The sequence below is a fragment of the Vibrio sp. 1069 genome (genome assembly GCF_033340555.1).
The window spans coordinates 1-533 of sequence record NZ_JAWOWP010000887.1 but is presented as its reverse complement, the minus strand read 5'-3'; the positions used below and the strand labels follow the sequence as shown (position 1 = coordinate 533).

2 pseudogenes are annotated in these 533 nt (G+C 50.7%); both read right to left on the bottom strand.

Going from position 1 to position 533, the window contains the following annotated elements:
• Positions 1 to 138: pseudogene (gene galM / locus R7040_RS29640) on the bottom strand (galactose-1-epimerase); the annotation flags it as partial.
• A 9-nt stretch (positions 139 to 147) separates the two neighbouring features.
• Positions 148 to 533 (bottom strand): annotated as a pseudogene (locus tag R7040_RS29635) (galactokinase); the annotation flags it as partial.

Genomic DNA, 533 nt, shown 5'->3' with positions numbered 1-533 from the left:
CAACCACGTCGCACCGATATCCATAAACGACGCTGTCATACCATTCGCGTTGGTCAAATGAATCAGATTCGCAGTTTGGCCATCAAACGACGGCGTTTGCGCCATCGCTTGTTCTAGTTGTTGAAAATAGGCTTTCATCATCATTCCTTACAGCACTTCAACCAAACCCGCACCATTTTTGGCTTGGCAAACATAAATCGACTCTTTTAAGCCCGTAGCCGCTTGGTACTTCGCTTCAACTTCCGATTTCACGTCATCAACCAGTGCTGGCGGTACAAGTGCCACGATGCAACCACCAAAGCCACCGCCAGTCATGCGCACGCCGCCTTGATCGCCGATCACCTCTTTGACTATCTCCACCAGCGTATCGATTTCTTTTACCGTGATTTCGAAATCATCGCGCATCGAGGCATGAGACTCGGCCATCAGCTCGCCCATACGCTTCATGTCGTGTGCTCGTAGCGCTTGCGCCGCTTCCACAGTACGATCGTTTTCTGTGATGACATGACGGGCACGTTTTGCCACCATTTCAT